This window comes from Rubellimicrobium mesophilum DSM 19309 (assembly GCF_000600335.2).
GTDB classification, from domain to species: Bacteria; Pseudomonadota; Alphaproteobacteria; order Rhodobacterales; family Rhodobacteraceae; genus Rubellimicrobium; species Rubellimicrobium mesophilum.
Genome location: NZ_KK088553.1, coordinates 35,311 through 60,813, shown reverse-complemented (window position 1 = coordinate 60,813; position 25,503 = coordinate 35,311). Strand labels below are relative to the sequence as shown.

The 25,503-nt window shown below is 71.7% G+C and carries 20 protein-coding genes and 2 pseudogenes; 14 read left to right on the top strand and 8 right to left on the bottom strand.

Annotated elements, in window-relative coordinates:
• Nucleotides 1-73 precede the first annotated feature (73 nt).
• The 6 genes from pgsA (at nucleotide 74) to phbB (ending at nucleotide 4,316) form a co-directional block, all read left to right on the top strand.
• Nucleotides 74-697 carry a CDP-diacylglycerol--glycerol-3-phosphate 3-phosphatidyltransferase gene (gene pgsA, locus RUMESO_RS03190; RefSeq protein WP_037278088.1) on the top strand — a complete coding sequence of 208 codons (624 nt, stop codon included), beginning with the start codon at nucleotides 74-76 and terminating at the stop codon, nucleotides 695-697.
• The gene (moaD, locus tag RUMESO_RS03185; RefSeq protein WP_037278056.1) at nucleotides 694-942 is read left to right on the top strand and encodes a molybdopterin converting factor subunit 1; all 249 of its coding nucleotides are present in this window, start codon (nucleotides 694-696) and stop codon (nucleotides 940-942) included. Before pgsA ends, moaD begins: the two co-directional genes overlap by 4 nt.
• Nucleotide 943: 1 nt before the next feature.
• Nucleotides 944-1,390, top strand: a complete 447-nt coding sequence (locus tag RUMESO_RS03180) for a molybdenum cofactor biosynthesis protein MoaE (RefSeq protein WP_037278055.1) — start codon at nucleotides 944-946, stop codon at nucleotides 1,388-1,390.
• Between the two features lie 55 nt (nucleotides 1,391-1,445).
• Nucleotides 1,446-2,234, top strand: a complete 789-nt coding sequence (locus RUMESO_RS03175) for an EAL domain-containing protein (RefSeq protein WP_037278054.1) — start codon at nucleotides 1,446-1,448, stop codon at nucleotides 2,232-2,234.
• A 109-nt stretch (nucleotides 2,235-2,343) separates the two neighbouring features.
• Nucleotides 2,344-3,519 carry an acetyl-CoA C-acetyltransferase gene (locus tag RUMESO_RS03170; protein ID WP_037278052.1) on the top strand — a complete coding sequence of 392 codons (1,176 nt, stop codon included), beginning with the start codon at nucleotides 2,344-2,346 and terminating at the stop codon, nucleotides 3,517-3,519.
• A gap of 71 nt (nucleotides 3,520-3,590) precedes the next feature.
• Complete coding sequence (gene phbB, locus RUMESO_RS03165; protein ID WP_037278051.1) at nucleotides 3,591-4,316, top strand: acetoacetyl-CoA reductase; 726 nt, start codon at nucleotides 3,591-3,593, stop codon at nucleotides 4,314-4,316.
• Nucleotides 4,317-5,303: 987 nt separating this feature from the next.
• On the opposite strand, the gene RUMESO_RS03160 is transcribed toward phbB, so the two are convergent.
• On the bottom strand, nucleotides 5,304-6,431 hold the full coding sequence (locus RUMESO_RS03160; RefSeq protein ID WP_037278050.1) for an iron-containing alcohol dehydrogenase: 1,128 nt from the start codon (nucleotides 6,429-6,431) through the stop codon (nucleotides 5,304-5,306).
• Between the two features lie 168 nt (nucleotides 6,432-6,599).
• Here RUMESO_RS03160 and RUMESO_RS03155 point away from each other — a divergent pair, with 168 nt between their 5' ends.
• Entirely contained in the window at nucleotides 6,600-6,992 is a 393-nt protein-coding gene (locus tag RUMESO_RS03155) for an ester cyclase (protein ID WP_037278049.1), read from the top strand.
• A gap of 4 nt (nucleotides 6,993-6,996) precedes the next feature.
• Here the strand turns inward: RUMESO_RS03155 and RUMESO_RS03150 are convergent, their stop codons facing one another.
• Nucleotides 6,997-8,592: a 5-guanidino-2-oxopentanoate decarboxylase gene (locus RUMESO_RS03150; protein ID WP_037278048.1), complete on the bottom strand. Its 1,596-nt coding sequence runs from the start codon at nucleotides 8,590-8,592 to the stop codon at nucleotides 6,997-6,999.
• Between the two features lie 50 nt (nucleotides 8,593-8,642).
• Nucleotides 8,643-9,197 (bottom strand): helix-turn-helix domain-containing protein, encoded by a 555-nt coding sequence (locus RUMESO_RS03145; protein ID WP_037278047.1) that lies wholly within the window; start codon nucleotides 9,195-9,197, stop codon nucleotides 8,643-8,645.
• Nucleotides 9,198-9,332: 135 nt separating this feature from the next.
• Here RUMESO_RS03145 and RUMESO_RS03140 point away from each other — a divergent pair, with 135 nt between their 5' ends.
• From RUMESO_RS03140 to RUMESO_RS03130, 4 genes and pseudogenes are all read left to right on the top strand, one after another.
• On the top strand, nucleotides 9,333-11,774 hold the full coding sequence (locus RUMESO_RS03140; RefSeq protein WP_037278046.1) for a GcvT family protein: 2,442 nt from the start codon (nucleotides 9,333-9,335) through the stop codon (nucleotides 11,772-11,774).
• 15 nt (nucleotides 11,775-11,789) lie between these two features.
• Nucleotides 11,790-12,834, top strand: a pseudogene (locus RUMESO_RS28285) (NAD(P)/FAD-dependent oxidoreductase); the annotation flags it as partial.
• Between the two features lie 42 nt (nucleotides 12,835-12,876).
• Nucleotides 12,877-14,232 (top strand): glycine cleavage T C-terminal barrel domain-containing protein, encoded by a 1,356-nt coding sequence (locus RUMESO_RS28280; protein ID WP_425414864.1) that lies wholly within the window; start codon nucleotides 12,877-12,879, stop codon nucleotides 14,230-14,232.
• Nucleotides 14,229-15,791: a trimethylamine methyltransferase family protein gene (locus RUMESO_RS03130; protein WP_037278045.1), complete on the top strand. Its 1,563-nt coding sequence runs from the start codon at nucleotides 14,229-14,231 to the stop codon at nucleotides 15,789-15,791. Before RUMESO_RS28280 ends, RUMESO_RS03130 begins: the two co-directional genes overlap by 4 nt.
• A gap of 131 nt (nucleotides 15,792-15,922) precedes the next feature.
• On the opposite strand, the gene RUMESO_RS03125 is transcribed toward RUMESO_RS03130, so the two are convergent.
• The 5 genes and pseudogenes from RUMESO_RS03125 to RUMESO_RS03105 form a co-directional block, all read right to left on the bottom strand.
• Nucleotides 15,923-16,708, bottom strand: coding sequence for a carnitinyl-CoA dehydratase (locus tag RUMESO_RS03125; RefSeq protein WP_037278044.1), 786 nt, complete (start codon nucleotides 16,706-16,708; stop codon nucleotides 15,923-15,925).
• Nucleotides 16,705-18,762, bottom strand: coding sequence for an acetate--CoA ligase family protein (locus RUMESO_RS03120; RefSeq protein ID WP_037278042.1), 2,058 nt, complete (start codon nucleotides 18,760-18,762; stop codon nucleotides 16,705-16,707). The genes RUMESO_RS03125 and RUMESO_RS03120 overlap by 4 nt, the downstream gene beginning before the upstream one ends.
• Nucleotides 18,762-19,925 (bottom strand): acyl-CoA dehydrogenase family protein, encoded by a 1,164-nt coding sequence (locus RUMESO_RS03115; protein WP_037278041.1) that lies wholly within the window; start codon nucleotides 19,923-19,925, stop codon nucleotides 18,762-18,764. The genes RUMESO_RS03120 and RUMESO_RS03115 overlap by 1 nt, the downstream gene beginning before the upstream one ends.
• Nucleotides 19,926-19,929: 4 nt before the next feature.
• Nucleotides 19,930-21,385, bottom strand: a pseudogene (locus RUMESO_RS03110) (carnitine 3-dehydrogenase).
• The gene (locus RUMESO_RS03105; RefSeq protein ID WP_037278040.1) at nucleotides 21,385-22,293 is read right to left on the bottom strand and encodes a beta-keto acid cleavage family enzyme; all 909 of its coding nucleotides are present in this window, start codon (nucleotides 22,291-22,293) and stop codon (nucleotides 21,385-21,387) included. Before RUMESO_RS03105 ends, RUMESO_RS03110 begins: the two are co-directional and overlap by 1 nt.
• An 89-nt stretch (nucleotides 22,294-22,382) precedes the next feature.
• Between RUMESO_RS03105 and RUMESO_RS03100 the strand changes: the two genes are divergently transcribed.
• The 3 genes from RUMESO_RS03100 (at nucleotide 22,383) to RUMESO_RS03090 (ending at nucleotide 25,475) form a co-directional block, all read left to right on the top strand.
• Nucleotides 22,383-23,351, top strand: coding sequence for a GlxA family transcriptional regulator (locus RUMESO_RS03100; protein WP_037278039.1), 969 nt, complete (start codon nucleotides 22,383-22,385; stop codon nucleotides 23,349-23,351).
• Nucleotides 23,352-23,406: 55 nt separating this feature from the next.
• Complete coding sequence (locus tag RUMESO_RS03095) at nucleotides 23,407-23,778, top strand: DUF983 domain-containing protein (protein WP_037278038.1); 372 nt, start codon at nucleotides 23,407-23,409, stop codon at nucleotides 23,776-23,778.
• Nucleotides 23,779-23,891: 113 nt separating this feature from the next.
• On the top strand, nucleotides 23,892-25,475 hold the full coding sequence (locus RUMESO_RS03090) for an ABC transporter substrate-binding protein (RefSeq protein ID WP_037278037.1): 1,584 nt from the start codon (nucleotides 23,892-23,894) through the stop codon (nucleotides 25,473-25,475).
• Nucleotides 25,476-25,503 lie beyond the last annotated feature (28 nt).

Here is a 25,503-nt window from a genome sequence, read left to right as displayed (position 1 = left end):
CGCCGCCGCAACGCTCCGTCAGGGGCGGGGTGGCTTCCCCCCAACGGGCCAAGGCGCTACATCGCTCCGCATGATCGTCTGGACCATCCCGAACATCCTCACCGTCCTGCGGCTCTGCGCGGCCCCGGGGGTCCCGGTCATGTTCCTCTACTTCAGCCGGCCCTGGGCCGACTTCCTGGCGCTGACGCTGTTCGTGGGCGCGGCGATCACCGACTGGTTCGACGGCCACCTCGCCCGGCTCTGGAAGCAGGAGAGCCGCTTCGGCGCCATGCTCGACCCCATCGCCGACAAGGCCATGGTGGTGATCGCGATCTTCGTCATCACCGGCTATTCGGGGATGAACCCCTGGCTCATCCTGCCCGCCACGGTGATCGTGTTCCGCGAGATCTTCGTGGGGGGGCTGCGCGAATACCTCGGCAACAAGGCCGGGACGCTGAAGGTCACGAAGCTCGCCAAGTGGAAGACGACGGCGCAGATGGTGGCCATCGGGGTGCTGTTCCTGGGGCTGGGCCTCGCCACGCTCGACGTGCCGCTGCCGCCGCGCGTGGGGCGCGTGGGCCTGCCGCCGGGGACGACCTGGGCGGGGATCGCGACCTGGCTGGGGCTGTTCCTGATCTGGGTCGCGGCGGGGCTGACCGCCGTCACCGGCTGGGACTACTTCCGGAAGTCGCTCCCCTATCTGAAGGACGCGCCATGATCGAGGTGCTCTACTTCGCCTGGCTGCGCGAGAGGGCCGGGACCTCGCGCGAGAGCGTGGAGACCCGGGCCCCCAACGTGGCCGCCCTCGTCGAGGAGCTGAAGGGCCGGAGCGAGGGCCATGCGCTCGCCTTCTCGGACCTCCGCGCGGTGCGGGTGGCGGTGGACCAGAAGCTCGCCGGGCTCGACGCGCCGCTCGGGGGCGCGCGGGAGGTGGCCTTCTTCCCGCCGATGACGGGGGGCTGAGATGGAGGTCCGGGTGGACGCCGCGCCCTTCGACCCCGGGGCGGAGCTCACGGGCTTCTCGGCCGGGGTGGGCGAGGCGGGCGCGGTGGTCAGCTTCACGGGCGTGGCGCGGTCCGACGGCGGGATGGGGACGCTGGAGATCGAGCACTATCCCGGCATGACCGAATCGGCCATCGCCGCCATGATCGAGGAGGCCCGGGGGCGCTTCGGGCTCTCGGCCGTCCGGGTGATCCACCGGCACGGGCGCATCGCGGCCGGGGAGCCGATCATGATGGTGCTGACGGCGTCCCGGCATCGCCGAGAGGCCTTCGAGGCGGCGGAGTTCCTGATGGACTGGCTCAAGTCCCGCGCGCCCTTCTGGAAGAAGGAGCACCGGGCCGAGGGCGCCGCCTGGGTTGCGTCCAGGGACGAGGACGAGGCGGCGCTGCACCGATGGGCCGGACCTTAACCCGGCCTTAATCCGCGTCGGCCATGCTGCCCCCGGGACCCAGAGGGAGGCAGGCATGACGCCCCAGACCATGACCGCGATCCAGGACTCCATGGCGGAGACGGTGGAGCCGCGCGTCGTCCCCCACCGGGCGGACCTGTCGCGCCTCATCCGCGAGGCGCTGGCCCAGGACCGCGTCCAGCTCGCCTTCCAGCCGGTGGTGACGGCCGGCGTGCCGCCCGAGACGGTGCTGCACGAGGGCTTCATCCGCATCCTCGACGAGGTGGGCCGCATCCTCCCCGCCCAGAGCTTCATGGCCGCGGTGGAGGAGTCGCCGCTGGGCCGGGACCTCGACGGCGCGGCGCTGCGGCTCGGGCTGCAGGCGTTGCGGCGGCATCCCCGGATGCGGCTCGCCATCAACATGTCGGCGCGGTCGGTCGGCAACGCCACCTGGCGCCAGATCCTCGAGGAGGGCGTGGCGGGGCTGGGCCACCGCCTGACGCTGGAGATCGGGGAGGCCTCGGCCATGCTGCTGCCCGACCGGGTCACGCGCTTCATGGCCGAGATGCGGCCCAAGGGGGTGAGCTTCGCGCTCGACGACTTCGGCGCCGGGGCGGTGTCGTTCTGGCGGCTCAAGGACTTCCGCTTCGACTGCGTGAAGATCGACCGCTCGCTGGTGGCCCGGATCGAGGCCTCGCCCGACAACCAGGTCGTCGCGCGGGCGCTGATCGCGGTGGCGCACCAGTTCGGCATGTCCGCCATCGCCGAGGGGGTGGAGAGCGAGGCCGAGGCGGCGCGGATGCGGGCGCTGGGGGTGGACTTCCTGCAGGGCTACCTCTTCGGGCGGCCCCGGGCCCGGCTCTAGGCGGACCCTGCGTCAGGTTTGCCGGTTGCTCGCTGCGCCTGCACGGTCTAGGACAGGCCAGAGGGGCCGGGGCGCGTCTCCGGCCGGTTCCACATAAGGACGCACGCCCATGACCAACGTCGTTATCGCCTCGGCCGCCCGCACGGCGGTCGGCTCCTTCTCCGGCGCCTTCTCCAACACCCCCGCCCATGACCTCGGCGCCGCGGTGCTCGAGGCCGTGGTGAGCCGCGCCGGCGTCGAGAAGGGCGAGGTGAGCGAGACGATCCTGGGCCAGGTGCTGACGGCGGCGCAGGGCCAGAACCCGGCGCGGCAGGCGCACATCAAGGCCGGGCTGCCGAAGGAGAGCGCCGCCTGGAGCATCAACCAGGTCTGCGGCTCGGGCCTGCGGGCCGTCGCCTTGGGCGCGCAGCACATCATGCTGGGCGACGCCAGCATCATCTGCGCGGGCGGGCAGGAGAACATGACGCTGTCGCCCCACGCCGCGCCGCTGCGGGCCGGGCACAAGATGGGCGACGTGGGCTTCATCGACACGATGATCAAGGACGGGCTCTGGGACGCCTTCAACGGCTACCACATGGGCCAGACGGCCGAGAACGTGGCCCAGCAGTGGCAGATCTCGCGCGATGAGCAGGACCAGTTCGCGGTCGCCTCGCAGAACAAGGCGGAGGCGGCGCAGAAGGCCGGGAAGTTCGCCGACGAGATTATTCCCTTCGTCATCAAGGGCCGGAAGGGTGACACGGTCGTCGACCAGGACGAGTACATCCGCCACGGCGCGACCATCGACGCGGTGGCGAAGCTGCGTCCGGCCTTCGCCAAGGACGGCAGCGTCACGGCGGGGAACGCCTCGGGGCTGAACGACGGGGCGGCGGCGGTGCTGCTGATGTCCGAGGAGGAGGCGCAGCGTCGCGGGATCGAGCCGCTGGCGCGGATCGCCTCCTACGCGACCGCCGGGCTTGATCCGTCGATCATGGGCGTGGGCCCGATCTACGCAAGCCGCAAGGCGCTGGAGAAGGCGGGCTGGAAGGTCTCGGACCTCGACCTCGTGGAGGCCAACGAGGCCTTCGCGGCGCAGGCCTGCGCGGTGAACAAGGACATGGGCTGGGACCCGTCCATCGTGAACGTCAACGGCGGCGCCATCGCCATCGGCCACCCCATCGGGGCCTCGGGCGCGCGGGTGCTGAACACGCTGCTCTACGAGATGAAGCGCCGGTACGCGAAGAAGGGCCTCGCCACGCTCTGCATCGGCGGCGGCATGGGCGTCGCGCTCTGCGTCGAGCGGCCGTAAGGGCCTGAGCGGGCGCCTTCGGGACCGAGGACGCCCCGTTTTCCAGGGAAATCGGACGGGAGGAGTTTGTCATGGCGAGAGTCGCCCTTGTCACCGGAGGCTCGCGCGGGATCGGCGCGGCGATCTCCAAGGCGCTGAAGGACGAAGGCTACGCGGTCGCCGCGAGCTACGCGGGGAACGACGCGGCGGCGCAGGCCTTCACGCAGGAGACCGGCATCAGGACCTACAAGTGGAACGTCGGCGACTACGAGGCCTGCAAGGCCGGCGTCGCGCAGGTCGAGGCGGAGCTGGGCCCGGTCGAGGTGCTGGTGAACAACGCCGGGATCACGCGGGACGCGCCGTTCCACCGGATGACGCCCCAGCAATGGCACGAGGTGATCGACACCAACCTCACCGGCCTCTTCAACATGACCCATGTGGTCTGGGGCGGGATGCGCGACCGCAAGTTCGGGCGGGTCATCAGCATCTCCTCGATCAACGGGCAGAAGGGGCAGTTCGCCCAGGCCAACTACGCGGCGGCCAAGGCCGGGGACATCGGCTTCACCAAGGCGCTGGCGCAGGAGGGGGCGCGGGCGGGGATCACCGTCAACGTCGTGGCGCCGGGCTACATCAACACGGACATGATGGCCGGCATCAAGCCGGAGGTGATGAAGGACGTGATCCTGCCGGCGATCCCGGTGGGCCGCCTGGGCGAGCCCGAGGAGATCGCGCGTTGCGTGGTGTTCCTCGCCTCGGACGCGGCGGGGTTCATCACCGGCTCCACGCTGTCGGCGAACGGCGGGCAGTACCTGGCCTGAGGCCGCCGGGATGGGTCGCTGCGGGAGGGCCGGGGCGATGCCTCGGCCCGTTTTCGTTGCGGCGCAACGGGCTGGGCTTCGGCGCGTGTGGAGGGTGGCGGCGTCGCCAAGCGCCGGACGGCCGGGGTTGGGGGAAATGGGGGCGCGGACCGGCCCGGAGGTCCGCGCCCCTGTCGTCATGGGAAAGGGGTCTCGGGCCGTTACGGGGGCGCGGGGTTGGCGCCGCGCCGGTCCGTCGTGCCCGAGGGTCGCAAGGCGGACGCCACTCCGACCTTGCGAGGGGCCTGCTTCGGCAGGCGGCGGCTGGGTCTTTGCGGCCGGTCGGGCAATCCGACGCCATGGCCTCCCAGGGGGACGGCGCACCCGGGTCCCTTCAAAGAGCTCTGACCCGGGGGTGCCTTTCCGCAGCCGTGAGGCCGGGTCCCGGGCGAGGACGGTCCTGTGATCCTGGCGAGGGGCTGGCCGTCCGAAGCCCCTGCCGACGGGAGCCCCGTTCCTTGAGGTCCTCCTTCGACGCAAGCGCCCTCCTGCTCTGAGGTCTTGGGCGGGCCGAAGGGAGGCGTCGCGGGACGGCGCTCCTGATGGGGAGAGAGTGGGGGAGCGGGGTTAACGATCCGTAAACGGGGCGTTCGGTGGGGGGGTAGGGCGACGCAACACCCCCGAGGCAAATCGTTGATCCGGCTCGGGAACGGCAGGGGCCGGGGTGTTGCGTGGCCCTTGGGGCGAGGCGCTTCGGCGGGTCGCGAATCGGCCCGCAGGGGCGCCGTCCCGGGCCGGGGATGGTGGGCTGAAGCCCGCCCTGCGGCGACCGGAGCTGGCCGGGGATGGTGGGGTGGACCGCCGCCCTACGAGGGACGGAGGGCGCGGCGGCCGATCCTGCCCTCGCTGGCGCGCTGAAGCGCACCCTGCGAAGGGTTCGGTGGTGTCGGGTGGCGACGGGGGGTGAACCTCCGCTTTGCCGGGAGCCACCCACCCTGCGGGGGTGCGTCAGCCCAGCGCCTCGGTCAGCAGGGCGCGGTAGTCCTCCGCCGTCGGGGGGCGGGGGTTGGTGGGGTGGCTGTGGTCGGCCAGGGCGCGCTCGATGAGCCAGTCGAAGCGGTCGGGCGTGACGCCGAGGGCCGAGAGGCCCGGGGGGAGGGCGAGGCGGCGGTTGAGGGCGGCGACCTCCTCGGCGAGGTCGGCGTCGGGCGGGAGGCCCATGGCGCCCTTGAGGGCGGCGAGCTTGGCGCCCACGGCGGGGGCGTTGAAGCGGAGGACCGGCGGCAGGAGGATCGCGTTCAGCGTGCCGTGGTGGAGGCGGAGGTCCTTGAGGCCGCCGAGGGCGTGGCTGAGGGAATGGACGGCGCCCAGGCCCTTCTGGAAGGAGAGGCCGCCCATCAGGGCGCCCATCATCAGGGCGGTGCGGGCTTCGAGGTCGCGGCCGTTCGCGCAGGCGCGTTCGAGGTGGCGCCAGATGCGGCCGGCGCCGTCGAGGGCGATGGCCTCGGCGGGTGGGTTGTCGCGGGGGGAGAGGAAGGTCTCGATGCAGTGGGAGAGGGCGTCGAGGCCGGTGGCTGCGGTGAGGCCGGGGGGCAGGCCGAGCGTGAGCTCGGGGTCGCAGATGGCGCGGCGCGGGATCAGGTGGGGGCTGACGAAGCCGAGCTTGCGGCCGCCGCGGAGCGTGAGGAGCGCGGCGCGGCCGACCTCGGCGCCGGTGCCGGCGGTGGTGGGGATGGCGATGACGGGGGCGACGGATGGGGTGATCCGGGCGAGGCCGCCCTGGATCATGGCGTAGGGCTCCAGCGGGCCGGGGTGGGTCGCCAGCAGGGCCACCCCCTTGGCGAGGTCGATGGGGGAGCCGCCGCCCAGCGCGACGAGGCCGTCGCAGGACTCGGCCCGGTAGAGGGCGAGGGCGGCGAGGACGGCGTCCTCGTCGGGGTTGGGCGGCGTGTCGAGGAAGCGGGGGGTGCCCGGGGGGAGGAGGGCCGTCACGCGGTCGAGGAGGCCGGTGGCGGCGAGGCCATGGTCGGAGACGAGGAGGGGGCGGGCGAGGCCTAGGTCGGAGAGGGCGGCGGGGAGGGTGGCGAGCTCGCCCGGGCCGAAGTCGATGGTCGTGAGATAGGCGATGCGGGCCATCGGGGTCCTCTGGAGTTGGGCGGGCCCACTCTGGCGAGGATCGTGGGCGAGGCAAGGGGAACGGCTTGGAGGAGGCGGTCTGGGCCCTGGGGGCAGCCCTTGTTCTCGGTGGGGCCCGGGCCATTGTGGGGCGGACGGCGGAAGCCCGAAGGAGCGGAAGGGGACGGGATGGACCAGGACCGGCTGGCGGAGCGGTATCGGCGCTACCTCGACTGCCTGAACGAGCGGCGGTGGGACGACCTCGCGGGGTTTCTGGAGGCGAGCGTCGTCTACAACGGCGTGCCCGGCTCGGCGGCCGAGTATCGGGACGCCCGGATCGACGAGGTGGAGCGCATCCCGGACCTGCGCTTCGTGATCGGGCTGCTGGTGGTGCAGGGGGATCACGTGGGCGCGCGGCTCGACTTCCGCTGCACGCCGGTGGGGGAGTTCCTGGGGTTTCCGCCGACCGGCCGGACGGTCGCGTTCTCGGAGAACGTGTTCTACCTGTTCCGGGAGGGCCGGATCGCGGAGGTCTGGTCGGTGATCGACCGCGAGGCGGTGCGGCGGCAGATGGCGCCCTGAGGCGTCAGGTCCCGTGGACGACGGCGGTGGGCAGGTCGATGAGGGCCGGTCCGCCACGCTCCGCCGCTTGCCGCAGGAGGCCGGGGAGGGCGTCGAGGGAGGTGGCGCGCTCGGCGGGGAGGCCGTAGGCGCGGGCGACGGCGACGAAGTCGGGGGCGGAGGGGGTGACGCCGATGGGGGTGACGCCGGCCTCGCGCACGGCCAGCTCGATCTCGGCGTAGCCGTTGCTGTTCCAGACGAGGACGATGACGGGTGCCTTGGCGTCGGCAAGGGAGCCCAGCTCGGACAGGGTGAACTGGAGGCCGCCGTCGCCCGCCAGCGCCACCACGGGGCGCGAGGGGTCCGCCAGCGCCCGGCCGATGGCGGCGGGGAGCGCGTAGCCGAGCGTGCCGAAGCCCATGGCGGAGTTGAACCAGAGGCCGGGGGCGTCGGGCTCGAAGAACAGGTTGCCGGCGTAGATGGGCTCGGTCGAGTCGCCGACGAGGGGGGTGCCGGGGAGGGTGGCGCGGATCGTCTCCAGCACCGAAAGGGCGCGCTGGTGGGCGGGGATGAGCGTGGCGCGGGCGGCGTCGCGAAGGTGGGTGGCGCGGAGGGTGCCGTCGCCGGGGCGGGGGTCGAGGGGGAGCGCGTCGAGGAGGGCCTCGGCGGCGGATCTGGCATCGGCGAGGAGGGCGAGGTCGGGGCGGGGGCCGCGCGCGACCTGGGCGGGGTCGATCTCCACGCGGATGAGCCCCGCGAGGGATGGCATCACGCCGGCCTCGTAGGTTTCATAGTCGGTGGGGCCGAACTCGGTGCCGAGCGCCAGGACGGCATCGGCCTCGCGCAGGAGGGCGCGGACGGGGGGAAGGTAGGGGCTCGCCGGGACGGAGAGCGGGTGATGGGCGAGGAGGCCGCGCCCGTTGACGGTGGTGACCACGGGAGCGTCGAGCGCCTCGGCCAGCGCGCGGAGGGGGACGGCGGCGCGGCGGGCGCCTCCGCCGGCGAGGATCACGGGGCGGCGCGAGGCGGCGAGGCGGCGGGCGGCCTCCTCGATGGCGGCGGGGTCGGGGCGCGCCGGGGCAAGAGGCGCGGCAGGCGGGGGGAGCGCGTCGCAGGGGAGGGCCAGCACGTCCATCGGGATTTCGAGGTGGATGGGGCCGGGGCGGCCTGTCGTGGCCGTCGCGAAGGCGCGGTCGAGGGCCTCGGGGAGGTTCCGGGGGTCGAGGAGGGTGTGGGACCAGAGGGCGACCGACTCCATGAGGCGGCGCTGGTCGGGAAGCTCGTGGAGCGCGCCGGTGCCCCGGCCGAGGGTGTGGCGCGGGAGGGTGCTGGAGATCACCAGCATCGGGATCGACTCGGAGCGGGCCTGCGCCATCGGGGTGAGGATGTTGGTCAGGCCCGGGCCGGTGATGACGAAGGCGACGCCGGGGCGGCCCGTGGCGCGGGCGTGGCCCTCGGCCATGAAGCCCGCGCCCTGCTCGTGCCGGGGGGTGACGTGGCGAAGGGGACTCCCGGCGAGGCCCCGGTAGAGTTCGAGGGTGTGGACGCCGGGGATGCCGAAGACGGTGTCCACGCCGCGCGCGACGAGGCCCTCGACCAAGGCTGTGCCCACTGTCCGCATCCTGTCCCTCCCTTGTTGATCGACAGCTAGGCCCGGCGCGGGGCGGGGCGTCAATAGACCGGCGGCGAGATGATCCAGACGGCGATGGCGGGCGTCTCGCCGTCGTTGCGCCAGGCGTAGGGCTGGCCCGCGAACTGGAAGCTGTCGCCGGGGGCGAGGCGGAACTCCTGCTCGCCGATGGTGAGGAGGAGCGTGCCTTCGAGGAGGACGCCGCCGTGCTCGGCCCCGCGCGCGGAGACGGGGCCGTCGCTGCTCGCCCCGGGGGCGAAGGCAGAGCGGATCATCTCGAAGCCGCCGCCGAGCTTGGGGGAGAGGAGCTCCTCGGAGAGGCCGCTCTCCATGGAGCCGATGGGGACGCGGTCGGGGGCGCGCTGGATCAGGCCGCGCTCGCCCTCGTCGCGGGCGGAGGAGCGGAAGAAGAAGCTGATGTGGATGCCGAGCTGCTCGGCCAGGAGGCCGAGGTCGCGGACGGAGGGGGTGGTCTGGCCCCGCTCGATCTGGCTGAGCCAGCCCACCGAGCGGCCGATGGCGGAGGAGAGCGCCTGCAGCGTCAGGTCGCGGGAGCGGCGGAGCGCGCGGATGTCCTCGCCGATCTGTCGCGACATGGGGCGTCCCTCCGTGGCTTGGCCCCTTGTGGCGGAAAACGGCGGCGGGTTTCAAGTGAGTGAAAATATCGCTTGAGATTTCACTAAGCGGATGCGAGCATCCGGCCCGTCCCACCCCTCAGCGAAGGTTCGGCCATGAGCGTCCTGCCCACCTCGGCCCGTGTCGTCATCATCGGCGGAGGGGCCGTGGGCGTGTCGGCGCTGTATCATCTGGCGAAGGCCGGGTGGACGGACTGCGTGCTCTTGGAGCGGAACGAGTTGACGGCGGGCTCGACGTGGCACGCGGCGGGGAACGTGCCGACGTTCTCCTCCTCGTGGTCGATCATGAACATGCAGCGGTATTCGGCGCAGCTCTATCGCGGGCTGGCCGAGGCGGTCGATTACCCGATGAACTACCACGTCACGGGGTCGCTGCGGCTCGCGCACACGCCGGAGCGGATGCAGGAGTTCGCGCGGGTCGTGGGGATGGGGCGGTACCAGGGGATGGACCTCGACCTGCTCTCGCCGGGGGAGATCGGGGAGCGCTATCCGTTCCTGGAGACGCATGACCTGACGGGGGCGCTGTATGATCCCCATGACGGGGACATCGACCCGGCGCAGCTCACGCAGGCTTTGGCCAAGGGGGCGCGGAACCTCGGCGCTCAGATCGTGCGGTTCTGCAAGGTGACGGGGGCGCGGCGCGAGGCTGGCCGCTGGGTCGTGGAGACGGAAGCGGGGGAGATCCGCTGCGAGAAGGTGGTGAACGCGGCGGGGTATCGGGCGCGGGAGGTGGGCGCGTGGTTCGGGCGCGACGTGCCGATGATGGTGATGAGCCATCAGTATTTGGTGTTCGACACGATCCCGGAGCTGGAGGCGTGGTCCAAGGGGGCTGGGCGGAAGCTGCCGCTGCTGCGGGACGTGGACGTGAGCTACTACCTCCGGCAGGAGAAGATGGGGTTCAACCTCGGCCCCTACGAGCCGGATTGCCGGGCGCATTGGGTGGCGCCGGACGATCCGATGCCCGAGGACTTCTCGTTCCAGCTCTTCCCCGACGATCTGGAGCGGATCGCGCCCATCGTGGAGGACGCGATGCGGCGGGTGCCGATCCTGGGGCAGGCGGGGCTCCAGCGGGTCATCAACGGGCCGATCCCCTATGCGCCGGACGGGAACCCGCTGCTCGGGCCGATGCCGGGGGTGCCGGACGCCTATGAGGCCTGCGTGTTCACCTTTGGCATCTGCCAGGCGGGCGGCGCGGGGAAGGTGCTGGCGGAGTGGGTGACGGAAGGGCGGACGGAGTGGGATATGTGGTCCTGCGATCCGCGCCGGTTCACGGACTTCATCGACTCCGATTATGCGGTCGCCAAGGGGATGGAGACCTACGGGCACGAATACGCGATCCACTTCCCGCGCCATGCCTGGCCCGCCGGGCGGCCCAAGAGGGTGTCGGCGGTGCATGATCGGACCTCCGCACTGGGCGCGCAGTATGGGGCGTTCAACGGCTGGGAGCGGGCGCTGTGGTATGCGCGGCCGGGGGACGACGTGTCCGAGGCCTCGACGCAGACGTGGCGCCGGGACGGGCCCTGGCTGGAGCGGGTGCGGGAGGAGTGCCTCGCGGTGCGGGACGCGGCGGGCATCCTCGACCTGCCGGGGTTCTCGCGCTTCGTGCTGGAGGGGCCGGGGGCAGGGGAATGGCTCGCGGAGCAGGTGACGGGGCGAGTGCCGAGGCCGGGGCGGATGGGGCTTGGGTACTTCGCGGACGAGGACGGGCGGATCGTCACGGAGATGTCGATCCTGACGCTGGGGGAGGACCGGTTCCTGCTCATCACCGCAGCGGCGGCGCAGTGGCATGATAGGGATTGGTTGCTGGCGCATATGCCGGAGGGGCTGAGGCTCTCGGACGTGACGGCGGAGTGGTCGTGCCAGATTCTGACCGGGCCTCGCAGCCGCGAGATCCTGGCGGGGATCACGGAGGCGGACCTGTCGCGGCCGTGGCTCTCGCATCAGGAGGCGACGGTGGCGGGGCGGCCGTGCCTCCTCGCGCGGGTGTCCTTCGCGGGGGAACTGGGGTGGGAGCTGCATACGCGGGTCGGGGATACGCCGGCCGTGTGGGACGCGGTGATGGCGGCGGGGGAACCGTTGGGGCTGCGGCCGTTCGGGATGTGGGCGCTGGACTCCTTGCGGCTGGAGAAGGGATATCGGGCGTGGAAGGGGGACCTGTCCACGGACTACTCGGTGCTGCAGGGCGGGCTGGAGCGGTTCGTGGACTGGACCAAGCCGGCCTTCCGGGGCAAGGCGGCCCTGGAGCGCGAGAAGCAGCGGGGCGTCGCCAAGCGGTTCGTGACGCTGGCCGTCGAGGCGGGGGAGTTCGACCCGCCCTACATGAGCACGCTTTGGCAGGATGGGACCGTGGTCGGCGAGACGACCTCGGCCGGGTGGGGGTTCCGCGTGGACCGCTGCGTGGCCTTGGGAATGCTGCGCGCCGACCTCGCGGAGCCCGGGACGCGGGTGGAGGTGGAGGTCTTCGGGACCCGCATCCCCGCGACCGTCCAGCCCGATGCGCCCCTTTGGGACCCTTTGAACGAGCGCCTGCGGGCCTGATCCAGAGAGACTTCGATGCCTGATCTTCCCTCCCATGCCCGCGCCGTCGTCATCGGCGGCGGGGTCTCCGGCTGCTCGGCGGCCTATCACCTGGCCAGGCTCGGCTGGGACGTGGTGCTGCTGGAGCGTAAGCGGCTGACCTCGGGGACGACGTGGCACGCGGCGGGCCTTGTCGGGCAGTTGCGGGGGAGCCGGAACATGACGCGGCTCGCCAAGTACTCGGCGGACCTCTACGCCCGGCTGGAGGCGGAGACCGGGGTCGCGACGGGGCTGCGTCGCGTGGGCTCTCTGTCGGTGGCACTGACGGCGGAGCGTCACCATGAGTTGCTGCGGCAGGCGACGCTGGCGCGGGCCTTTGGCGTCGAGGTGCACGAGAAGTCGCCCCAGGAACTGAAGGACCTCTATCCGCATCTGGAGATCGGCGATGTCGTGGGCGGGGTGCACCTGCCGGGCGACGGGCAGTGCGATCCGGCGAACATCGCCATGGCGCTGGCCAAGGGCGCGCGAATGCACGGGGCCAAGGTGGTCGAGGGCGTGAAGGTCACGGGCGTGACGCAGGCCGAGGGGGCGCGTGACGGGCGTGGAGTGGGAGGGGCTGGACGGGTCCCGGGGCTCCATCGCCTGCGAGCACGTCGTGAACTGCGGCGGGATGTGGGGGCGGGAGCTGGCGGGGCGGTCAGGCGTGACGCTGCCGCTCCATGCCGCCGAGCACTTCTATGTGGTGAGCGAGCCGATCCCGGGGCTGGAGCGGCTGCCGGTCCTGCGGGTGCCGGACGAGTGCGCCTACTACAAGGAGGACGCGGGCAAGATCATGATCGGGGCCTTCGAGCCCAAGGCCAAGCCCTGGGGCATGGCCGGCATCCCCGAGAGCTTCGAGTTCGACGAGCTGCCCTTCGACATGGAGCACATGGAGCCCGTTCTGGAGAAGGCCATCGAGCGGGTGCCTCTGCTGGCCGAGGCGGGGTTCCGCACGCTGTTCAACGGGCCGGAGAGCTTCACGCCCGACGACCGCTACTACCTGGGCGAGGCGCCGGAGCTGAAGGGCTACTGGATCGCGGCGGGCTACAACTCCATCGGGATCGTGTCCTCCGGGGGCGCGGGCATGGCGCTCGCGCAGTGGATGGAGGACGGGGAGCCGCCCTTCGACCTCTGGGAGGTGGACATCCGCCGGGCGCAGCCGTTCCAGCGGAACCGGCGGTATCTGCGCGAGCGGGTGTCGGAGACGCTGGGGCTGCTTTACGCGGACCACTTCCCTTACCGGCAGGTGGCGACGGCGCGCGGCGTGCGGAAGTCGCCGGTGCATGACCGGCTCGCCGCGAAGGGCGCGGTGTTCGGCGAGGTCGCGGGGTGGGAGCGGGCGAACTGGTTCGCGAAGCCCGGGCAGGAGCCGGCGTATCGCTATTCGTGGCATCGCCCGAACTGGTGGGAGAACCAGCGCGAGGAGCACATGGCCGTGCGAGAGCGCGTGGGGCTCTTCGACATGACCTCGTTCGGGAAGATCCGGGTCGAGGGGCGGGACGCCTGCGCGGTGCTCCAGCGGCTCTGCGGGGCGGACGTGGACGTGGCCGTGGGGCGGATCGTCTACACGCAGATGCTGAACCGGCGCGGAGGGATCGAGGCGGACGTGACGGTCACGCGCCTCTCGGAGACGGCGTTCCTGGTGGTGACGGCGGGGACGAACCTCCAGCGGGACCTTGCCTGGCTGCGGCGCCACGTGGGCGATGCCTTCGCGGTGGTGACGGACGCGAGCGCGGGGGAGGCGGTGTTCGTGGTCATGGGGCCGGAGTCGCGGGACCTGCTGCGGGCCGTGACTCCCGACGACCTGTCGAACGAGGGCTTCCCCTTCGGGACCGCGCGGGAGATCGAGCTGGGGCTGGGCCTCGCACGCGCGCACCGGGTGACCTACGTGGGCGAGCTCGGGTGGGAGCTGTATGTGCCCACGGATCAGGCGCAGCACGTGTTCGACACGCTGGTCGAGGCCGGTGGGGACAGGCTGAAGCTCTGCGGGCTTCATGCGCTGGATAGCTGCCGGATGGAGAAGGCGTTCCGGCATTTCGGCCACGACATCACCGACGAGGATCATGTGCTGGAGGCGGGGCTGGGCTTCGCGGTCAAGGCCGACAAGGGCGAGTTCCTGGGGCGGGATGCCGTGCTGAGAAAGCACAACGAGGGGCTGTCGCGGCGACTCGTGCAGTTCCGGCTGCGGGACCCGGAGCCGATCCTCGTGCACAACGAGGGGATCGTGCGGAACGGGGAGATCGTGGGCATCCTGACCTCGGGCGCCTACGGGCACGCCCTAGGCGGCGCGGTGGGGCTGGGCTACGTTCCCTGCGCGGGGGAGAGCGCGGCCGAGGTGCTGGGCTCCTCCTACGAGATCGAGATCGCGGGGACTCGGGTGCCGGCGGAGGCCAGCTTGCGGCCGATGTATGATCCGAAAGCGGAACGGGTGAGGGCATGACCGACGAGACCATCGACCCCGACCTCTGCGCCCCCCGGGCGGCGGCGCGGCGCCACGGTGGGCGGGCGGCGCGCACGGCGGAACGGGCGGCGCCGCTGGCCGAGAACCTGCGGCCCGTGCGGCCGGGGATGCCGGGCGGGCGCTACAACCCCCTGAGCGAGGAGGGAGTCCAGCGCATCCACCGGGCGGCGTTGGACGCGCTGGAGCAGGTGGGGTTCGGGAAGGCCCCGCCCTCGGCGGTGGAGATCCTGACGGGCGCGGGCGCGGTGCAGGGGGAGGACGGGCGCATCCGCTTCCCGCGCGCGCTGGTCGAGGACATGCTGGCCCGCGCGGCGCGGGGGATCGTGCTGCACGGGCGCGACCCGAAATACGACCTGCATCTGGAGGGGACTCGGGTCCATTACGGGACCGCCGGGGCGGCGGTGCATGTGGTGGACGTGGAGACGGGGGACTACCGGGATTCGACGTCCAGGGACCTGCACGAGGCGGCGCGGCTGGCGCAGGGGCTCGACAACGTCCACTTCTTCCAGCGGCCGATGGTGTGCCGGGACATCCCTGATAATCTGGAGATGGACCTCAACACGCTCTATGCCTGCTGCGCGGGGACGACGAAGCACGTCGGCACCAGCTTCACCGAGCCCGCGCACGTGGCGCAGGCGCTGGAGATGCTCCACCTGATCGCCGGGGGCGAGGACAGGTGGCGCGAGCGGCCCTTCGTGTCGAACTCCAACTGCTTCGTCGTGCCGCCGATGACCTTCGCGGAGGAGTCCTGCCGGACCATGGAGGCCTGCGTCCGTGGCGGGATGCCGGTGCTCCTCTTGTCGGCTGGGCAGGCGGGGGCGACCTCGCCGGCGTCCATCGCGGCGACCATCGTGCAGGCCACGGCGGAGTGCCTTGCGGGGCTCGTCTACGTCAACGCCATGGTGCCGGGCTTCCCGGCGGTGTTCGGGACCTGGCCCTTCGTGAGCGACCTGCGGACCGGCGCCATGTCGGGCGGCTCGGGCGAGCAGGCGCTGCTGACGGCGGGTTGCGCGCAGATGCACCGCTTCTACGGGCTGCCGGGAGGGGCGGCGGCGGGGATGGCGGACTCGAAGCTCCCCGACATGCAGGCGGGGTGGGAGCAGGCGATCTCCAACACCATGGCGGGGCTGTCGGGGCTGAACATGGTCTACGAGGCGGTGGGGATGCACGCCTCGCTGCTGGGCTTCTGCCCGGAGTCCTTGGTCCTGGGCGACGACATGCTGGGGCAGGTGCTGCGCTGCGTGCGGGGGATCGAGGTGACGGAGGATGCGGTCTCGGTGGACGTGATCCGGCAGACCTGCCTCGGCGGGCCGGGGCATTACCTGGGGAGCGACCAGACGCTGCGATTGATGCAGACGGACTACGTCTATCCGGCGGTCGCGGACCGGATGAGCCCCAAGGAGTGGAACGAGAAGGGACGGCCCGGCCTGGTGGAGCGCGCGACGGCGCGGAAGAGGCGGCTGCTGGAGGAGTGGCGGCCGGTGATCGACCCCGCGACCGACCGGGCGGTGCGGGAGCGGTTCCGGATATATTTCTAGGACGGCTTCCGATCAGACCGCCAGACGGGCGGAACTCCGGAGGGCGGGCTTCAGCCCGCCATGCAACCTTGGCTCAGGGCGCGTGGGCGGCGATTGGCGGGCTGAAGCCCGCCCTACGGATAATCGGCTCGTTACCGCCCTTTCCACACCGGGTCGCGCTTCTCGGTGAAGGCGCGGAAGCCCTCCATCAGGTCCTCGCTGCCATAGAGGGCGTCCACGGTGGGAAGCTGGCGCCGGGTGACGCGGTTGAGGGCGTCCTGGAACTTGGAATCCTCGGCGTCGCGGACGACCTCCTTGATGGCCGCCATGACGAGGGGGGGGCCGGAGGCGATCAGGCGGGCCATGTCCCAGGCCTGCGCCATGAGGTCGGGGGCTGGAATGATGCGGTTGACGAGGCCCCAGCGATGGGCCTCCTCCGCGTCGATCCAGCGCCCCGTCAGCAGCATCTCCATGGCGATGTGGTAGGGGATGCGCTTGGGGAGCTTGATCGACGCCGCGTCGGCGACGGTGCCGGACCTGATTTCCGGCAGGGCGAAGGTCGCGTGCTGGGCCGCGAGGATGATGTCGCAGGAGAGGGCGATCTCCAGGCCGCCGCCGCAGCAGATGCCGTTCACGGCGGCGATGACGGGCTTGTTGAGGCGGGGCAGTTCCTGCAGCCCGCCGAAGCCGCCGACCCCGTAGTCGCCGTCCACGGCGTCGCCGCCCGCCGCCGCCTTGAGGTCCCAGCCGGGGCAGAAGAACTTCTCGCCCGCGCCGGTGAGGATGGCCACGCGCAGGTCGGGGTCGTCGCGGAAGGCCTTGAAGGTCTCGCCCATGATGCGGGAGGTGGCGAGGTCCACGGCGTTGGCCTTGGGGCGGTCGAGGGTGACCTCGAGGACGTGGCCCTCGCGTCGGGTCTTGATCGGGGAGTCGGTCATGGGGCTTCCAGTCGGATCAGGGCGTCCACGGCGACGGCCCCGTGCGGGCCGGCGATGAGGGGGTTCACGTCGAGCTCGAAGAGGCGAGGGGCCTCGGTCCGCGCGTAGGCGGCGATGGCTTCGATGGCGTCGAGGAGGGCGTCGAGGTCGGCGGGGGGCTGGCCTCGGTAGCCTTTGAGGAGCGCGGCGAGGCGGAGGCTCATCAGCGCGTCCTGGAGTTCGTCGCGGGTGGCCGGGAGGACGAGGGTGGCGCTGTCGCGGAGGAGTTCAGTCAGCACGCCGCCTGCGCCGATGGTGAGGGCGAGGAGGCCGGTGGGGTCGCGGGTGACGCCGACGAGGAGCTCGGGGCCGGGTGGGGCCATTTCCTCGGCGAGGAGGCCGGTACCTAGGGGGGCGAGGCGCTGGGCGGCGTCGCGGAGGGCCTCGGGAGTGGCGAGGTGGAGGGCGACGGCGCCGGACTCGGATTTGTGGGCCACGCCGAGGGCTTTCAGGGCGAGAGGGAAGCGGAGGGTCCGGGCTGCTTGGACGATGCCGTCCGCGTCGGGAGCCGTGGCGGAGGCGGGGACGCGGAGGCCGTGGCGGGCGAGGGCGGCCTTGGACTCGGCTTCGGAGAGGGTGGTTGCTTCGCCGGGCGCACCGGGGCGGGCGAGGAGGGCGGGCGTGTCTGATGGGGCGAGGCGACCCGCATGGATGGCCGCGTCGATGGCGGCGAGGCCGTCGGTCATGCCGTGAAGGACGGTGACGCCGTGGGACTCGAACCGGGCGGTGAGGGCCTCGTCGATGGCCTCGGGGAGGGAGGCGAGGACGGCGGTGCGGGCTCCGGTGGCTTGGCGAGCGGCGAGGATGGCGTCGATGGCGCAGCGGTAGCCCTCGGGCGAGCAGCGGTCGGCGCGGGGGAGGTCGAGGACGAAGCAGCCCAGGTCGAAGCCGCCCCGGAGGACCGCCGAGAAGGTGGCGGTCATGCGCTCCGTGTCGCCCCAGATGAAGGTGTGGTAGTCGAGCGGGTTCGCGACGGTGACGATGGGGCCGAGGATTTCGCGCAGCTCCTGCCGGGTCACGTCGGGGAAGGGGCGCCACTGGATCGCCGTGCCTTCGGCGCCGTCGGCCATGAGGCTCGCCTCGCCGCCGGAGCAGGAGACGGAGACGACGTTCGGGCCCGCGAGGGAGCCGCCGAGGTGGAGGAGCTTCAGGGTCTCGAGGAAGGCGCCGAGGGAGGTGACCTCGGTGCAGCCCGTCCGCTTGAGGAAGGCGGAGGCCACGGCGGAGCCTCCGGCGAGGCTCGCGGTGTGAGTGAGCGTCGCGGCCTGGGCGGCGGCGGAGCGGCCGGCTTTCAGGACGACGACGGGCTTGCCGAGGCGGCGGGCCTCCTGGGCCATGGCTTCGAAGGCGCGGAGGTCGCCGAAGCCCTCGACGTGCATCCCGACGGCGGTGACGCGCGGGTCGTGGAGCGCGGCGAGGGCGAGGTCGGCGAGGCCGGTCTGGGCCTGGTTCCCGGCCATCAGGACATAGGCGATGGGGAGGCCACGCCGCTGCATGGTCAGGTTGATGGCGACGTTGGACGACTGGCCGACGATGGCGATGCCGCGTTCGACCGCGACGAGGCCGTGCTGGTCGGGCCAGAGCGTCACCATGTCGAGGGCGTTCAGGAACCCGTAGCAGTTGGGGCCGAGGATCGGCATGGACCCGGCCGCCGCGACGAGGCGGTCCTGGAGGTCGGCGCCGGCGCCCTCCTCGGTCTCCTTGAAGCCGGAGGCGAAGCAGACCGCGCCGCCCGCGCCCATGGCGGAGAGCGCGGCGATGACCTCCACCGAGGCCTCGCGGTTCACACCGACGAAGGCGGCGTCGGGGGCGCTGGGGAGGTCGGCGAGGCTGGGGAGGCAGGGAACTCCTGCGATCTCCGCCCGCTTGGGGTGGACGGGCCAGATGTTTCCCGTGAAACATGCCTTGCGGAGCTGGACGATCACGTTCTCGGCCCAGCCGCCGCCGAAAAGGGCGACGGAGCGGGGGCGGAGGAGGCGGGAGAGGTCGCGGGCGGGGGGAGCGAGGTCGCGCATCAGGCACCGAAGGGGCGCAGGAGGGCGCGGCTGATGATGTGGCGCTGGATCTCGCTGGTGCCCTCCCAGATGCGTTCGACGCGGGCGTCGCGCCAGATGCGTTCGAGGGGCAGCTCCTCCATCAGGCCCATGCCGCCGTAGATCTGGATGGCCTCGTCGGCGACCATGGCAAGCATCTCGGTCGCCTTGAGCTTCGCCATGGCCATGTCGGCGTCGGAGGCGGTGCCCTGGTCGAACTTCCAGCCGGCCTCCAGGATCATCAGCTCGGCGGCCTTCATCTCGGTTGCCATGTCGGCGAGCTTGAAGCTGACACCCTGGTTCTTGCCGATAGGCTGGCCGAACTGGGTCCGGGTGGCGGCCCATTCGACGGCGTGGCCGAAGGCCCGTTCCGCCCGGCCGAGGCAGGTCGCGCCGACCTGCAACCGTGTGGCGCCGAGCCACTGGTTGGCGACCTCGAAACCCTTGTGGGGCTCGCCAAGGACCTGCTCCGAGGGCAAGCGGACGTCGTCGAACTCGATGACGCTGTTGGTGTAGCCCCGGTGGGAGACGTTGCGGTAGCCGTCGCGGATCGTCAGGCCGGGCGTGTCGCGGTCCACGAAGAAGGCGGTGATGCGCTTCTTCTTGCCTCGCGGCGTGTCTTCCTCACCCGAGGCCAGGAAGGCGATGACGAAGCCCGCGATGTCGGCGTGGGAGATGAAGTGCTTGGTGCCGTTGAGGACCCAGTCGGGGCCGTCCTGCCGGGCGGTGGCCTTCATGCCGCGCAGGTCGGAGCCGGCGCCGGGCTCGGTCATGGCGAGGCAGTCCCAGGTCTCGCCGCGGACGCACGGCATCAGGTAGCGCTCGCGCTGCTCGGGGGTGCCGGCGCAGAGGATGTTGGAGGGGCGGGCCACGCAGGTCCAGTGAAGGGCGTAGTTGGCGCGGCCGAGCTCCTTCTCGTAGAGGAGCCAGGTCAGGGTATCGAGGCCGGTGCCGCCGAACTCCTCGGGGATGTTGGCGGCGTAGAGGCCGGCGGCGATGGCCTTGGCCTTGACCTCCTCGATGACCTCGCGGCGCAAGGTGCCGGTGCGCTCGACCTCGGCCTCGTGCGGGTAGAGCTCGTTCTCGACGAAGGCGCGGGTGGTGTCGACGATGAGGCGCTGCTCGTCGGTCAGTCCGAAGTGCATGGCGTCACCTCCGCTGGCCGACGTGGCGGCCGAGGCCGTCGGGGGTGGGAAGGCTCGCGTGGGCCTGGGCGACGTGGTCCAGTTTCGCACGGACGGCGGGCGGGGGCTCGGCGCTGGCGCGGGCGTTGAGGTCCATGTGGATCAGGAGGTGCTCGGAGGTCGCGAGGAGGCGGGAGCCTTCGCGCATCTCGTGCCAGAGGTGGACCTTCTTGCCCTTGGCCTCGATCACCTGGGTGGTGATGGCGATGTCCTCGTCGCGGGAGACCTCGCCCAAGTGGCGGATGTGGGTCTCGGCGGTGAAGAGGGAGTGGCCGGCGGCGATGGCGTCGGCGTCGGTCCCGATCATGCGCATGAAGCCGTCCGTGGCGAAGGCGAAGGCTTCGAGGTAGCGGCTCTCGGTCATGTGGCCGTTGTAGTCGAGCCAGTGGGCCGGGACGCGGATCGCGAAGGTGGGCAGCGGCTTCGACCAGTCGGGCTCGGGGGCGTCCTTGGCGAGGGCGGCCTCGTGCCGCGCAAGGGCCTCGCCAGCGCCCCAGTTGTTGGCCTGGAGCGCCTTCTGGATGGCGATGAGGTTGTCGTCGCGGATGCGTTCGAGCTGGCGGATGGGGATATGGCCGCTTTGCGCGTCGCTTTGCCCGGCGATGAGGTCGACGAGGACGTCGTCGAACTCGGGGACGTCCATGAGCTTGGTCCAGGGCCAGGAGAGGCAGGGGCCGAACTGGGCCATGAAGTGGCGCATCCCGGCCTCGCCCCCGGCGACGCGGTAGGTGTCGAAGACGCCGAGCTGGGCCCAGCGGAGGCCGAAGCCGTAGCGGACGATGTCGTCGAGCTCCTGCGTGGTGCAGATGCCGTCCTTGATGAGCCAGAGCGCCTCGCGCCAGAGGGCTTCGAGGAGGCGGTCGGCGACGAAGGCCTCGATCTCCTTCCGGACGCGGACGGGCTTCATCCCAAGGGTGGGGTAGAAGGTCATCGCGCGCTGAATGGCGTCCTCGGAGGTCTGCTGGCCGCCGACGATCTCCACGACCGGGAGGAGGTAGACGGGGTTGAACGGGTGGACGACGAGGAGGCGCTCGGGGTGTTGGAGCGGGCCCTGGAGGTCGGTGGGCTTGATGCCGCTGGTGGACGAGGCAATGAGCGCGTCGGGCTTGGCGGTGGTCTCGGCCTCGGCGTAGACGCGGTGCTTGATGTCGAGGCGCTCGGGGACGGCCTCGACGATCAGGTCGGCGTCGCGGCAGGCGTCGGCGACGGAGGAGGCCATACGGAGCTTGCCCTTGGCGCGGCGCGGGGCCGTGAGGAGCTTGGCATAGGCGGCGTCGGCGTTGGCGAGGGCCTCGGAGAGGCGGCGCTCGGCGTCGGGGGCGGGGTCGAAGACGGCGACGTCGTCCGTTCTCCAGGAGGCGCGCGACCCAGCCCGCGCCGATGACGCCGCCGCCGAGGACGGCCGTTCGTTGAATGGTCATCAGGCCCACCGCTTTTGGAGCTTCAGTTTTTCCCGGACTTCTGCGGGGGAGAGGAGGCGGGCGCCGGTGCCCTCGATGGTCTTGCGGGCTTGGGCCACGAGGTCGCCGTTGGTGGCGAGTTGGCCCTTGCCCAGCCAGATGTTGTCCTCGAGGCCCACGCGGACGTGGCAGCCGCCGGCGACGGCGAGGCCCACGTAGGGGAGCTGGTTGCGGCCGATGGAGAAGGCCGAGACGGTCCAGTCGGCGGGGACGGCCTGGCGCATCGCCATGAAGGTCGTGAGGTCGTCGGGGGCGCCCCAGGGGATGCCCATGCAGAGCTGGATCATGATGGGGTCGTCGAGGACGCCCTGCGATTGCAGCCACCTGGCGAGGAGAATGTGGCCGGTGTCGAAGGCCTCGATCTCGGGGCGGATGCCGAGGGCCTGCATCCCGCGCGCCATGGCGAGGAGCATCGAGGGCGTGTTGACCATGATGTAGTCGCCCTCGCCGAAGTTCATCGTTCCGCAGTCGAGGGTGCAGATTTCGGGGAGGAGCTTCGCAACGTGTTCGAGGCGCTCCTCCGCGCCCACCATGTCGGTGCCCTTCTCGGCGGGCGGTAGGGGCGAGTCGGGGGAACCTAGGGTGAGGTCGCCGCCCATGCCGGCCGTGAGGTTCAGGACCATGTCCTGGCCCGATTCGCGGATGTATTCGACCACCTCGGCGTAGAGGTCGGGGTGGCGGGCGGCCTTGCCCGTCTGGGGGTCGCGGACGTGGATGTGGACGACGGCGGCGCCCTCGGCATTGGCCTCGAGGCAGGCGTCGGCGATCTGGCGGGGCGTGACGGGCACCTTGTCGGAGCGGCCGGTGGTGTCGCCCGCGCCGGTGACGGCGCAGGTGATGAAGACGTCGCGGGAGGGCGTGAGGGGCATGGCGGGGTCCTTGTTCTTGAGGGCCACTATCGCCGAGCGGTGCGGGGTGTTGCTTGACGCGGAACGCAGGAGGTTTGACAGATCGCGCCATGAGCGACGCAACGCCCTTTGCCGTGACCGTGGTCGTGCTGCCGGGGAGCAGCCTGATGACGGTCGCCTCGGCGATCGACCCCTGGCGGGCGCTGAACCGCGTGAGCGGGGCGGAGCGGGTGGTCTGGCGGGTCGTGACGCCCGAGGGCGGCGCGGTGACGACCTGCGGGCTGCCGGTGGCGGGGGAGGCGCTGGGCCCGGATGCGGGGGGCGACCTGCTGGCGGTGGTCGCGGGCTTCGACGTGCTGGAGCACGCGACGAAGCCGGTGCTGGGGGCGCTGCGGCGGGTCGCGCCGCGATTCGGGATGGTGGCGGGGATCGAGTCGGGGGCCTGGGTGCTGGGGGCGCTGGGGCTGCTGGAGGGGAAGCGGGCGACGGCGCATTGGGAGGACCTGGAGGACTTCGCGGCCTTCCATCCGGGGACGGACGTGGTCGCGGACCGCTGGGTGGTGGACGGGCGGGTGATGACGGCGGGCGGGGCCTCGCCGGCCTTCGACCTGATGCTGGCGCTCATCCGGGAGCGGTGGGGGGAGACGGCGGCGCTCGATGTGGCGAGCGTGTTCGTCTACGAGGAGACGCGCTCGGGGGCGGACCCGCAGCCGCTCGTCAGCATGGGCCGGGTGGCGGCGCGGGAGCCGCGCGTGGCGGCGGCGGTCCGGGCGATGGAGGGGGCCTTGGAGCGGCCGCTGCCGACGGAGGTGCTGGCGCGACGGGCCGGCGTCTCGGTGCGGCGGCTGGAGACGCTGTTCCGCGAGGCGCTGGGGACGACGCCGGGGGCCTATTACGCGGGGCTGCGGCTGCTGGCGGCGCGGCGGCTGGTGACGGATACGGCGCTGCCGTTGAGCGAGGTGGCGCTGCGGACGGGGTTCGGCTCGGCCTCGGCCTTCTCGCGGGCCTTCCGGCGGCACGCGGGGATGACGGCGCAGGAGGCGCGGGCGCTCGCCCGGGCGCGGCGGCGGGTGCCGTGACGGAACGGCGCGTGGGTCGCGGCGTTGGGCGGGGGAGCGGGGCCGGAGGTGGGCCATGGCGGAGCCTGAGGAGCGCGACACGGGACGGGCGATGCGGCGCGGGATGCTGGGCCGCTGTCCGAACTGCGGCGAGGGGCGGCTCTTCGCGGGCTACCTGCGGGTGGTGCCGGAATGCCCCCACTGCGGGGAGCCGCTGGGCCGCTACCGCGCGGCGGACGGGCCGGCCTTCATCACCATCACCGTCGTGGGGCTCCTGCTGATCCCGATCCTGGGATGGAGTTACGTGGGGCTGCGGCCGGACCCCCTGACGCTCTCGCTGATCGTGACGGGAGCGGTGACGGTGCTGACGCTGGTGGTGCTGCGGCTCGTGAAGGGGGCTTTCGTGGGCTACCTCTGGGCCATGCACGAGATCGACGAAGGCGCCTGACCGGGAGGCCATCCGGAAGGTTTGACGTCCTCCCCGCGCGAAATTGTTGCGCGGCGAAGCGGGCTGGGGTTTGATCGGCCCAAACAACGGGCAAAAGCCCAGGGGAGGTAATGATGACCAGACTGATCCGACCGGGACTCGCCGGCGGCATCTCGCGCCGTGGCATCCTGAAGGGCAGCGCGGCCTTCGGTGCGGCGGCGCTGATGGGACCGCTGGGCGCCGGGCGGGCCCTGGCCCAGTCCGAGCCCAAGCAGGGCGGCACGCTGCGGATCGGCATCGCGGCGGGCAACACCTCGGACACCGTGGACCCGGCGGTGGCCGAGCACGTCTACGTCCATATGCTCCTCCACGCCTACAACGCCTACCTGACGGTGGTGATGCCGGACGGATCGCTGGAGGGGGATCTGGCGGAGGGCTGGGAGTCGACGCCGGACGCCAAGACCTGGACCGTGCGGCTGCGGCCGGGGGTGCAGTTCCACGACGGCCGGCCGGTGACGGCGGCGGACGTGGTGGCGTCCATCGACTACCACCGGGGCGAGGAGTCGACCTCGGCCGTGAAGTCGGTGCTGGCGCCGGTCACGGAACTCAAGGCCGACGGCGACAACGTCGTGGTCTTCACGCTGGAGGCGGGGAACGCCGACTTCCCGGTGCTGCTGTCCGACTACCACCTGCCGATCCGGCCGGCGCAGGACGGCAAGATCGACCCGCTGGGCACCATCGGCGCGGGGCCGTTCCTCCTCGACCACTTCGAGCCGGGCGTGCGGGCGAGCCTGTCGCGGAACCCCAACTACTTCAAGCCGGGCCTGCCCTACTTCGACGGGCTGGAGCTGCTGTCCATCGTCGACGCGGCGGCGCGGCAGAACGCGCTGATGAGCGGGCAGGTGGACGTGATCGACCGGGTGGACCTGCCCACGGTCAACCTGCTGGAGCGGGCGCCGGGGATCGAGATCATCAGCCTCAACGGGGGCGAGCACTACGGCTACCCGATGGACACGCGGGCGGCGCCCTTCAGCGACAACAACGTGCGGATGGCGCTGAAGCTCGCCATCGACCGGCAGGAGCTCGTGGACAAGATCCTGAACGGCTACGGGTCGGTGGGGAACGACATGCCGATCAACCCGTCGATGCCCTACTTCGACGCCTCCATCGAGCAGCGGGTCTACGACCCCGAGAAGGCGAAGTGGCACCTGAGCCAGGCGGGGATGGAGAACCTGTCGGTGGACCTGCACCTCGCCAACTCGGCCTTCGAGAGCTGCATCGATTCGGGGCTGCTCTACGCCGAGAAGGCGGCGGCGGCGGGGATCACCGTCAACGTCGTGCGCGAGCCCGACGACGGCTACTGGTCCAACGTCTGGATGCAGAAGCCCTTCACCGCGACCTACTGGGGCGGGCGGCCGACGCAGGACTGGATGTTCAGCACCGCTTATGTCCGGGGCGCCGAGTGGAACGAGACCTACTGGGACAACGAGCGCTTCAACGAGCTGATCGTGCAGGCGCGCGTGGAGCTCGACCAGGCGCGGCGGCAGGAGATGTACAGCGAGATGCAGCGCCTCGTCCGCGACGAGGGGGGCATCATCATCCCGATGTTCGCCAACTACACCATGGCGCTGAGCGAGAAGGTCGCCCATCCCGAGGTGGTGGGGGCGAACTGGATCCTCGACGGCTTCCGCGCGCCGGAGCGGTGGTGGTTCGCGTGACGACCCGATCGCGGCCCTGGGCGACCGG

What these genes read in the sequence shown, in the direction of transcription:
- moaD (WP_037278056.1), top strand. Translation starts at nt 694, where the DNA reads ATGATCGAGGTGCTCTACTTCGCCTGGCTGCGCGAGAGGGCCGGGACC.
- RUMESO_RS03180 (WP_037278055.1), top strand. Translation starts at nt 944, where the DNA reads ATGGAGGTCCGGGTGGACGCCGCGCCCTTCGACCCCGGGGCGGAGCTC.
- RUMESO_RS03175 (WP_037278054.1), top strand. Translation starts at nt 1,446, where the DNA reads ATGACGCCCCAGACCATGACCGCGATCCAGGACTCCATGGCGGAGACG.
- RUMESO_RS03170 (WP_037278052.1), top strand. Translation starts at nt 2,344, where the DNA reads ATGACCAACGTCGTTATCGCCTCGGCCGCCCGCACGGCGGTCGGCTCC.
- phbB (WP_037278051.1), top strand. Translation starts at nt 3,591, where the DNA reads ATGGCGAGAGTCGCCCTTGTCACCGGAGGCTCGCGCGGGATCGGCGCG.
- RUMESO_RS03160 (WP_037278050.1), bottom strand. Translation starts at nt 6,431, where the DNA reads ATGGCCCGCATCGCCTATCTCACGACCATCGACTTCGGCCCGGGCGAG.
- RUMESO_RS03155 (WP_037278049.1), top strand. Translation starts at nt 6,600, where the DNA reads ATGGACCAGGACCGGCTGGCGGAGCGGTATCGGCGCTACCTCGACTGC.
- RUMESO_RS03150 (WP_037278048.1), bottom strand. Translation starts at nt 8,592, where the DNA reads ATGCGGACAGTGGGCACAGCCTTGGTCGAGGGCCTCGTCGCGCGCGGC.
- RUMESO_RS03145 (WP_037278047.1), bottom strand. Translation starts at nt 9,197, where the DNA reads ATGTCGCGACAGATCGGCGAGGACATCCGCGCGCTCCGCCGCTCCCGC.
- RUMESO_RS03140 (WP_037278046.1), top strand. Translation starts at nt 9,333, where the DNA reads ATGAGCGTCCTGCCCACCTCGGCCCGTGTCGTCATCATCGGCGGAGGG.
- RUMESO_RS28280 (WP_425414864.1), top strand. Translation starts at nt 12,877, where the DNA reads ATGGCGCTCGCGCAGTGGATGGAGGACGGGGAGCCGCCCTTCGACCTC.
- RUMESO_RS03130 (WP_037278045.1), top strand. Translation starts at nt 14,229, where the DNA reads ATGACCGACGAGACCATCGACCCCGACCTCTGCGCCCCCCGGGCGGCG.
- RUMESO_RS03125 (WP_037278044.1), bottom strand. Translation starts at nt 16,708, where the DNA reads ATGACCGACTCCCCGATCAAGACCCGACGCGAGGGCCACGTCCTCGAG.
- RUMESO_RS03120 (WP_037278042.1), bottom strand. Translation starts at nt 18,762, where the DNA reads ATGCGCGACCTCGCTCCCCCCGCCCGCGACCTCTCCCGCCTCCTCCGC.
- RUMESO_RS03115 (WP_037278041.1), bottom strand. Translation starts at nt 19,925, where the DNA reads ATGCACTTCGGACTGACCGACGAGCAGCGCCTCATCGTCGACACCACC.
- RUMESO_RS03105 (WP_037278040.1), bottom strand. Translation starts at nt 22,293, where the DNA reads ATGCCCCTCACGCCCTCCCGCGACGTCTTCATCACCTGCGCCGTCACC.
- RUMESO_RS03100 (WP_037278039.1), top strand. Translation starts at nt 22,383, where the DNA reads ATGAGCGACGCAACGCCCTTTGCCGTGACCGTGGTCGTGCTGCCGGGG.
- RUMESO_RS03095 (WP_037278038.1), top strand. Translation starts at nt 23,407, where the DNA reads ATGGCGGAGCCTGAGGAGCGCGACACGGGACGGGCGATGCGGCGCGGG.
- RUMESO_RS03090 (WP_037278037.1), top strand. Translation starts at nt 23,892, where the DNA reads ATGACCAGACTGATCCGACCGGGACTCGCCGGCGGCATCTCGCGCCGT.